Source organism: Halobacteriovorax sp., assembly GCF_041587335.1.
Taxonomy (GTDB): Bacteria; Bdellovibrionota; Bacteriovoracia; order Bacteriovoracales; family Bacteriovoracaceae; genus Halobacteriovorax.
In genome coordinates this window covers 1-8,972 of sequence record NZ_JBFGYP010000118.1, presented here as the reverse complement: position 1 = coordinate 8,972, position 8,972 = coordinate 1, and the positions used below count along the sequence as shown (strand labels likewise).

General features: G+C 34.1%; 8 protein-coding genes. 5 read left to right on the top strand and 3 right to left on the bottom strand.

Annotation, left to right across the window (positions count from 1 at the left end):
• The 4 genes from ABX784_RS13535 to ABX784_RS13520 form a co-directional block, all read left to right on the top strand.
• Nucleotides 1-606, top strand: a 606-nt coding sequence (locus tag ABX784_RS13535) for a hypothetical protein (protein ID WP_372655590.1), incomplete at its 5' end; no start/stop codon positions are given.
• Nucleotides 607-747: 141 nt separating this feature from the next.
• Nucleotides 748-1,155 carry a hypothetical protein gene (locus tag ABX784_RS13530; RefSeq protein ID WP_372655589.1) on the top strand — a complete coding sequence of 136 codons (408 nt, stop codon included), beginning with the start codon at nt 748-750 and terminating at the stop codon, nt 1,153-1,155.
• Between the two features lie 94 nt (nt 1,156-1,249).
• Nucleotides 1,250-1,666, top strand: coding sequence for a hypothetical protein (locus ABX784_RS13525; RefSeq protein ID WP_372655588.1), 417 nt, complete (start codon nt 1,250-1,252; stop codon nt 1,664-1,666).
• Nucleotides 1,666-1,914 carry a hypothetical protein gene (locus tag ABX784_RS13520; protein ID WP_372655587.1) on the top strand — a complete coding sequence of 83 codons (249 nt, stop codon included), beginning with the start codon at nt 1,666-1,668 and terminating at the stop codon, nt 1,912-1,914. The genes ABX784_RS13525 and ABX784_RS13520 overlap by 1 nt, the downstream gene beginning before the upstream one ends.
• Before the next feature lie 2 nt (nt 1,915-1,916).
• On the opposite strand, the gene ABX784_RS13515 is transcribed toward ABX784_RS13520, so the two are convergent.
• The 3 genes from ABX784_RS13515 to ABX784_RS13505 all read right to left on the bottom strand — a co-directional run bounded on the left by ABX784_RS13515 (nt 1,917) and on the right by ABX784_RS13505 (nt 8,396).
• Nucleotides 1,917-3,980, bottom strand: a complete 2,064-nt coding sequence (locus ABX784_RS13515) for a hypothetical protein (protein WP_372655586.1) — start codon at nt 3,978-3,980, stop codon at nt 1,917-1,919.
• Nucleotides 3,981-4,020: 40 nt separating this feature from the next.
• Nucleotides 4,021-5,997 carry a hypothetical protein gene (locus ABX784_RS13510; RefSeq protein ID WP_372655585.1) on the bottom strand — a complete coding sequence of 659 codons (1,977 nt, stop codon included), beginning with the start codon at nt 5,995-5,997 and terminating at the stop codon, nt 4,021-4,023.
• A gap of 89 nt (nt 5,998-6,086) precedes the next feature.
• The gene (locus ABX784_RS13505; RefSeq protein WP_372655584.1) at nt 6,087-8,396 is read right to left on the bottom strand and encodes a Tex family protein; all 2,310 of its coding nucleotides are present in this window, start codon (nt 8,394-8,396) and stop codon (nt 6,087-6,089) included.
• 120 nt (nt 8,397-8,516) lie between these two features.
• Between ABX784_RS13505 and ABX784_RS13500 the strand changes: the two genes are divergently transcribed.
• Nucleotides 8,517-8,972: hypothetical protein (locus tag ABX784_RS13500; protein WP_372655583.1), on the top strand; the 456-nt coding region annotated here is incomplete at its 3' end.

The following is an 8,972-nucleotide window of genomic DNA, read 5'->3' as shown; positions in this document are numbered from 1 at the left end:
TGGGTAAGACTACCAGTTGTTCAAAACTTAATTAGAAAGAGGGCCGTAAATAGAATTAGAATTTATAAAGATATAGATTTTAGCTCTCTTAAAGAAGAACTTAAAAGTAAGTATGCTGACCGAGTTCGACTAGTTACATGGGCCGATAAGAATAAGAATCTTGTTTGGGCCCTACAGTTAGAGAATAGAGTCATGCTATTTCTATTTTCTGGAATGACTCTATTAGTGTCTCTATGTATCACTTCAGGGCTTATGATCTTTCTTGGAAAAGTAAAAGGTGACCTTGTCTCTTTTTGGATTCTTGGAAGCTCTAAGAATAGATTAGAAGTGGCCATGAAGATATTTTTAAACCTAACAACTCTCTCTAGTATAGTTGGAGGGCTTATTTTTGGATTTGGATTCTTGGCCCTAATGAAGGTTTATGCTCCCAATATTATGCCAGATGTTTTTGTTGATCGACAGATTCCTGTCTATATCACTTTTAAGGGTGTACTGACTTCGTTCTTAATTCCCTATGTGATTTCAATTGCCTTCAGCGCTCTGGCCTTCTTTCAATTTAAAAAAGATGAGAGCACTTATCTCGATTATGTCCGCTCTATTGGTTAATCTAGTATAATTAGCTAGTTATTCTATATACTCTTTTTATATATCTAATAATTAGATGATATATATTTTATGTATATCATTTACGAAAGGTGTTCCTATGAATATAAGTGGTCTCAACAAAACTTAAACATTGGGGCACTTATGAAGCTTATTCTTATACTTTCTACGCTTATGGCATTTTCTCACGTTCAGGCAGCTAGTTTTTTAACTGAAGCTCAGGCCGATATGGTTCTTGAAGCATCAGATAATATCTGTGGAGACACTTGGTGTGAAGGTGATTACGATTATTCATTTAATGCTTTTATTTGTGATTCTGAGACTAAGTCATGTGATTTAACTTTTGAATATATCTCTTACATCTTAGATGATGAAACTTACGACATTATTGGAGAAGAGAGAGCTGAGTTTACTTGTACTATTGAAAACCTTACTAGCTACGATCAAATGATTGAAATAAGAAACTCTTATGAGCAATTAACTCATGAACTTTATGAGAGCGTAGGTGAGTGTACTGATGAGTTCTATGATTTAGCTCCAGAAGTTCAATAACCTATCATTTAGGCCTATGTATCTATTTCATGGGCCATTTACCCAAATCTTTATTTAAGCTATATATAAGTCATTGATTTTTCTAAAGGTATTTATGAAGTCTGTAATTCTAGTATTATGTTTTATTTTTTCAGCTCAGCTTTTTGCTAAGAACTCTTTAACTCGATTTGAAGAGGCAAAGGCGCTTGAAGCTTTTGATAGTATTTGTGGTGATACTTGGTGTGGCGGAGATTTTAACTTTTCATTTAATGAGCTTGATTGCAATTATGAGACTAAGAGTTGTGTGCTTTCATTTGAATATATTTATGAAGTTTACGACTATAATTTAGATGAAATAACTCAAGAGCAAAGAGTCGATGTGACTTGCACAATTTCAGAAGTTATAAACTTCGATAGCATTATTTCAAGTTCAAGTAGAACTGGTGCTTTAACAAATAAGTTCTACGATGAGGCAACAGATTGTTTCTCAGAAAAGTTGTACATTGCTTATGATACTTTTGAGATGGATTGATGATTAAGGCCCTACTTGTATTTCTATTTTCTTTAACTGTTAGTGCATCAATTTTTGAGATCTCTCATGATGTTATTAACTGTAGTGTGAACTCTGATCGTTGTGATATTGAGGTCACTTTCTCTATTGAAGAAGAAGACTTTCTTTACATAAATTCATGTGTTGATATTGAGCCAACTTCTGAAGAAATTCAATACTGTATTGAAGACTTAGAAGTTAGGGCCAGCAGAGTATATAATAATCTTTAAATCTATATTCCCATTTTAAAAATATTTCTAATCCAATCTGTTCCATCGTAATAGGTCTTCTTAATATAGAGTTGATCTTTCGCCGAAACACCAAACTTAGCTAAAGGATAGCTCGTACAGCTAGATGGACATGCTCCTTGAATTTCAAAAAGTGAATTTGATGATTCATCATACTTATATAGTGCTGTGGTTGTAGAATTAAAGTTTAGAAGCATGTAATGAACATCTTTATAGATAATTGAATCTTCATGCGTAATATCATTACCAGCTGAAATACTGCTAATACCAAAAGAGCTATCTACTTTGTATAACTCATAGATTGAACCATTTGTTGCTCGGTAAATCAGTTCTCCAGACTTCGTTTTTGTTTGAAAAGAAGGGAAACTAGAGTCCGCTCCAGCTCTTATATCTGAAATTAGAGTTTCACTATTTGGAGTAACTCCATCATGTCTATAAATCTCCTCTCCATACGTTGTCGAATTATCAGCATTTGCGGTAAATACGAGTTGATCAGAAAGGATTTCAATAGAGTTTATATAAAGAGTGGCATTTGAAAAATTTGTCAAAAGAGTACGAGTCGTTCCATCATATGAGTGGAGTTCGTTTCCATTTATTCCATCATCTGCAACAAAGTAAATTTTATTATTGTGAAAAAAGAGCCTCGCTATGTTGGAGCTCAATGAACCTGCATAAATATCTTCTACTAAAGTGATCGTTTCAGATGTATCCATTTTAAACAGTTCATTTCCAACAGTCCCATCATTAGCAGCAAAGTAGAGCTCATTTCCTAGTATCTGAAAATTTGGAATTGATACAGATGAATTTGGACCAGGGTTTAAATCAAACACGAGATTAGTTCCTGCTTCGGTTCCATCTGTCGTCCAGATTTCAACACCCTCTGATGCAGTTGTAGCTAAGAAATAGACCTTTCCATTATAGTCTATAAAATTATAAGGAGATGATGAAACTGATCCTGGGTTTATATCTTTTAACATAAATGTTCCTGGAATTGTTCCGTCTGATGCCCAAAGTTCTGCTCCATTATTAGAATCATATGATTTAAATAATACTTGATTTCCTAGTTTATGGAGATCCCATGTTTGATTATTAGAAGGAGTAAGCATGGTATCGATAAAAGTCTCTTCATCAAATTGGTATACTGTTGTGTTGAGTGAGCTGTCTGAATTAACAATTAGAGTCTTGTCTCCTAGAACTGTCATATTGAATGTTTCATCACAGCTATCACCAAGTGAAGTTGATACTACACTTAAACTCTCACTACTTCGGTCAGTGAAGAAAATGAAGTTATTACTTCCGTCTGAATACTCTTTAGTTTCTAAGTTTGTACCTTTCTTATATGTTCTAAGAGATTTGTTATCTCTTGGTAAACCACTACAGTCAGAAGTGTCATAAGAAAGTACTATAGGTGAAAAAAATGATTCATTATTTCCTATCGGTAGCTTGATTGATGACGCTGTTGCAGGATTAATACAATTTGAAATTAATGAAGGTGAAGCGTTGTTATTTATTTCTTCAATACTACTTAAAGGCCATTGAGGATAGATAATTTGATACGATTTTCCAATACCTTTTGACATTGCTGTACATGTACTTGAAAAACTTGTTACATCATCTAAATTTGAACAACCATTAAATACTGTAGGGTTTTGTGAACCTAGACTCGTTGGAAAGAAGTTTGTATTGTTACAAGCTGTTTGAGACAGAGTAACATTAATGTCCATTGTCTCACCTTCAATTGATTTTACTGAACTATAGCAAGAGAGATTCCCTTCAAATGGAAGAGCTCCATCCCAATGAAGTGCATAGAACTTCCAGTTTCCCTGAGCAAGTTCAAGATCAATTCCGTCATCAGATGGAAGAATCTTTCTAGCAAAGGCCTCATTGGCATCTGTATTTCCACCATATAGCATAACGGGATTATTAAAGCCTGTAAGAGCACCTAGAAAGACCTTAGCTTCAGTTGTGGATTCAGATCGCTGAGGACCACAAGAGGTTATAAGGACTGTGAATACGGATAATAGAATCGCTTTTATAGATTTGTTCATAAGTCTCTCTTCGGGTTATGAACAATGATACTTTATAAACTTAGCTCATTTTGTTTTTGCGTAATTTCAATAGGATAGCAGATGCTATTAAGAGGGTGAGGAGAAAATATGTAAAGAAAAGTGGCCACTTATTTGGCAAATAGAGAAATTCAATGGTTTGAGCTCCTGTGGCCATTTGAACACCCATGCTAATATCATTGATTCTATATATAGGTAATTGATTCTCTCCGCTATAGGCCTTCCAGCCAGGTGAGAAATACCATGGGATTAGTAGAAGTCCTCCACACCTAGAGTCGGTCGAAATCTTAAATTTTTGTGAGTGATAAGAAGTTTTAATATCTACAATTTTATTTTCAACACAATTTGAGACTTTAGGAGGATTGTTGTTTTTAACGACTTTACCATTTCGTAAAGAAAATGTTGAATCTAATATATTCTTATCCCATCTGATATCTTTATTTTTTTGATAATCTCTTCCTTTATAAGTTAGAAATTTTTCTGTGGTTATTGAGTTTGTAACAATCGCCTTAAGTGGAGAGGCCGTTTCATGTCTATAGATGTGATATGGACCTTCATTCTTTTCATGTATCCAGTTTAGCTTATCTAATAATGTTTTTTCATCACTAGAAATATTCATTATTAGTAAGTGACTAACACCTAACCTTATAGCGTTTTCATTAATAATAATATTTTTACAACTAATCATTTTAAGGGCAGTAGAAGAAATATTTGAAGTTGAGTTCAAGGTCGCAACTCCAAATGCCCTAAGGTTTGGAATATTTCTATGAGTGTATTCACCTAGTCCATTCGGGCAAATCTTAAATCTCGTTTGCACATTTTGATAAGTCTTTAAATGATTTTTCTGTGTGATTATATCTTGGTCAATATATTTGAAGTCTGGAACTAAGAGGACGCTCTCAATTATTGCAATAGCTAGAAGTAGGTGAATATATTTTAAATCCTTTAATATGTGAGACTGAAAGTATGTCAAACAAAGAAGACTCACATAGACATATATTGTGAACTTTTCAGGAAAGCGAAGTTGATTTAAGAATGGAGTCAATGTTAGAGCTAGTTCAGAAAGGTAGAAGTATATTCCAAGTGAAAGTAGGAGAGTTGTTATTATTATAATTATAATTGGAATTGATATTTTTCTAGGTGATTTATAAATTGTGTATCCACTTATTAATGAGAGTACTAGTCCTAGAGATACAGATTTAAACCAATATGACCCACTCTTTGGAGAGAAGAGGCCATTGGTAAAAAGCTCAATGATACGCGTTGGGAGAAGACTATAGGTTAGAGCAACGTGTTCAGGTTGACCGTAGTAGCGGGCCATAAGAGGTTGATGCTCTAGGTAGTAATATAGAAAAGGAAAGATACCCAAGAGAAAGGTTAGCACACCTAGAAGAGCTTCTTTTTTGGGTCTAGATCTGATGAGTAAATAAGACAATGTCGGCAGTAAAATAAAGAGAAGCGGATCACCCATTGAAAAAGTTCTAGATAGCACAAGACCTGAGATTAAATATCTAAGTTTTGAATTTTTCTCAATGGCCTCAGTGAATATATAGAGAAATACAGGAATCCAAATGGTTGACCAAAATGATAGACGCTGAGTGGTTGATAGAAAAATAGGTGCCGCTAAAAATACTAAGGGAAGTAGAGAAGAGATGACTGTTGTTGTTCTCTTTATAAGAAACTTGTATGAGAAATAATAAAATATAAGAAAACCAAACACAAAGTTAAGTTTGTAGGCCAAGGGGATATCAAAAATTAGATAATTAATTGCCTGTAGAGATAAGATTCCATTTGTTGGGTTAGTTAAGAGAGGCTCTCCTAATGAATTTAAGGAATAGATCAAACTAAACTTTGTAAAAAAGTAATCAGCTTCAGAGTAGGCAACCTGCAGAGGAGTTATGTCTTGAAATAACTTATCATTAAGAAATAAAGGATAGAAAAGTACTACACATAAGATAGCTGGAAGTATTAGTAACAAGAGTTTTTTGCTTTTTATCATTACATAGATGGTAAGGATAAGAAGTTCATATATCAATAAAAAAAGGGAAGCCTAGACTTCCCTTTTTTTATTTCAATCTAGTTTTGATCTTATTTAAATTTAAAACCTTTTAGTCCAGCAAAGGCATTGTTCTTCAGTGGAACATCGGCCTTTGGTGCAGATTTCTTTGAGTTTGATCTTCTAGGAGTAGACTCATAGTTAGATTTAAACTCTGCATTTCCATCATCTTGCTTACAAGATAGAGATATTCTACCTCTATCAAGATCAACATCTTTAACTCTTACTTTAACTTCTTGGCCAACTTTAAGTTCTTCAAGTGCGTTTTCTACAAACTTATCTGCTATTTGAGAAACGTGTAAAAGACCATTCTCTTTGATTCCAATATCAACAAATGCTCCAAATTGAGTGATATTTGTAACAATACCTGGGTACCACTCATCAACTTGAAGATCTGAAATTTTAGAAATATCTTTTCTAAACTCTGTTGTCTTAAATTCTGTACGAGGATCCTGAGAAGGTGCTCTCAAAGACTTAATAATATCATTATGAGTGTATTCACCAACTAGCTCTTTGAAGCTAGAGTCTTTTTCCATTTTTAATATATGCTCATTATTTTGTAGAAGTTCATTAACTGAAAGTCCATTTCCATTACACCAAGAGTTGATAGCTTCATAACTCTCTGGGTGAATAAACGTAGAATCAAGTGGGTTTACTCCTTCATATACTCTTAAGAAACCGGCCGCTTGTTGGAAAACCTTTTGTGAGAATCTTGAAACTTTTAATAATTCTTCTCTATTATCAAAACCTTTATTATCTTCTCTATATTTTACAACATTTTTAGCAACGCTTGGACCAATTCCTGAGATGAAAGAGAGTAGTGGCGCAGATGCTGTATTAATATCAACTCCTACATAGTTCACACAACTCTCTACAACACCGTCTAGAGACTTCTTCAGTCTTGTTTGGTTTACATCGTGTTGATATTGCCCAACTCCAATTGATTTAGGGTCAATCTTCACTAATTCTGCAAGAGGATCTTGAAATCTTCTGGCAATAGAAATTGCTCCTCTTACTGTAGGGTCTTTATCTGGAAACTCTTTTCTTGCGATTTCTGATGCAGAATAAATCGATGCTCCAGCTTCAGAAATCATAGTCGCTTTAACTTTTCCTGACTTTACTTGTGGTACATACTTCTCAACTATTGCTAGTGTCTCTCTACCGTAAGTTCCATTTCCAATTGCAATATACTCAATTCCAAATTGTTCAATCATTGCTTCAACAATTTTTGCAGACTCTACTACGTGGTTTTTAGGAGGGTGAGGGTAAACTACAGTATCAACAAGGAATTTTCCTGTATTATCAACTACAGCTAGCTTCACTCCTGTTCTTACTCCTGGGTCCATACCAAGAACTGTCTTTGCTCCTAAGTATGGTTGAAGTAGTAAGTTCTTAAGATTTACACCAAATACGTTGATTGCTGACTCATCAGAAAGCTTCTTAAGATCAGTTTTCATCTCTAGATCAAGTGATCCATGAATATAGTTATTAAAGGCCTTTTTAGAGCAGTCCATGAGTACATTAACAAGCGTTAGCGCTTCATCGTCGAAGTATTTCTTTTTAATTAATCCAATTGCAACTTCTTCTGGAAAAGAAACTTCAACCTTTAAAACTTTTTGAGTCATCCCTCTTCTCATAGCTAAGAAGCGATGTGATGCTTTAGCATCTTTAAGTTCTGATACTTTTTGTTCAAATTCAAAGTAGTCTTTGTATTTTTCGTAGTCTTTAATTGTTTCGGCCTTATCTCTTTTCGTAGATTTTAAAATGGCCTCTTTCCAGTAGTCAGCTCTTAGCTGTTCTTTGACTTCTGTGTCGTGAGCAAATTTTTCAATGATAATATCACATGCACCTTTAACAGCGTCGTCAAAGCTATTTACTTTCTTCTCAGCATTTATAAACTTAACGGCCTCTTTAGCAAGGTCCTGCATAGATCCTTTAGTTGATAGGATAAGCTCTGCAAAAGGAGCAAGACCAGCTTCTGTGGCCATCATTCCTTTTGTCTTCTTCTTTACTTTATATGGAGCGTAGATATCTTCAAGTTGATTGATTGTGTCTGCAGCAAGGATTTTCTTTTCAAGTTCTGGAGTAAGCTGTTCTTGTTTTTTGATTGTCTCTAAAATGAACTGTCTTCTCTTTTCTCTTTCAAGATACTCTTCATAAGAGTTTTGGATATCTCTAATCTGAACTTCATCAAGTCCGCCAGTGGCCTCTTTTCTATATCTTGTAATAAACGGTATCGTACATTCTTCATCAATTAACATTGTTAGTGCTGCAATTACTTGCTTAGCTGAAATTTCTGTATTTGTAGAAGCATATACAACTGCTGTTGAGTCAATCGCCATGATATGAATCCCCTTGGAGTCTTTATTGGTCTCTTCTTGAAACCATGTGTTATTTACTGTATTTTATTAGCAACATACGATAAATAGACGACCTCAATTTGACAATGAGAAACCAACAAAATGACAGAAGATATTCAAAAATATGATTTATTAATACTAGGTAGTGGCATTTGTGCTCAATCTATCTTGTTTGAACTTTCAAAAAGTGACAGATTCGATCTTGACACTTTACGTATTGGGCAAATCAGCAACGATCAATTGACTGCTCCATGTAGTCTGAATTCGACCAGTGTAGTTAGCCTTTCTGGAACGACTAAGGGGATGAGCCCTCTTGGTGACCTCATTGTTGATTCTTATCACTATACTGTTGATCGCGTGAAATGCGATTTTGAGAGCGATTTTCATCCTGCAAAGCAATATTTTATCTATGACGAGAGTAAAGATAGAGCACAGTTTTTAAGAAGAAATAAAGAAATAGTTGATCAGAAGATTTTTGATTTCAGTTTTCAAGGTAATTTAGAAGATTGTTTTATTTTAGATAATGAAAGTTTGATGAAAAATATTTCAAATAAAATA

Coding starts and splice junctions, on each gene's coding strand:
- ABX784_RS13530 (WP_372655589.1), top strand. CDS start 748: ATGAAGCTTATTCTTATACTTTCTACGCTTATGGCATTTTCTCACGTT.
- ABX784_RS13525 (WP_372655588.1), top strand. CDS start 1,250: ATGAAGTCTGTAATTCTAGTATTATGTTTTATTTTTTCAGCTCAGCTT.
- ABX784_RS13520 (WP_372655587.1), top strand. CDS start 1,666: ATGATTAAGGCCCTACTTGTATTTCTATTTTCTTTAACTGTTAGTGCA.
- ABX784_RS13515 (WP_372655586.1), bottom strand. CDS start 3,980: ATGAACAAATCTATAAAAGCGATTCTATTATCCGTATTCACAGTCCTT.
- ABX784_RS13510 (WP_372655585.1), bottom strand. CDS start 5,997: ATGATAAAAAGCAAAAAACTCTTGTTACTAATACTTCCAGCTATCTTA.
- ABX784_RS13505 (WP_372655584.1), bottom strand. CDS start 8,396: ATGGCGATTGACTCAACAGCAGTTGTATATGCTTCTACAAATACAGAA.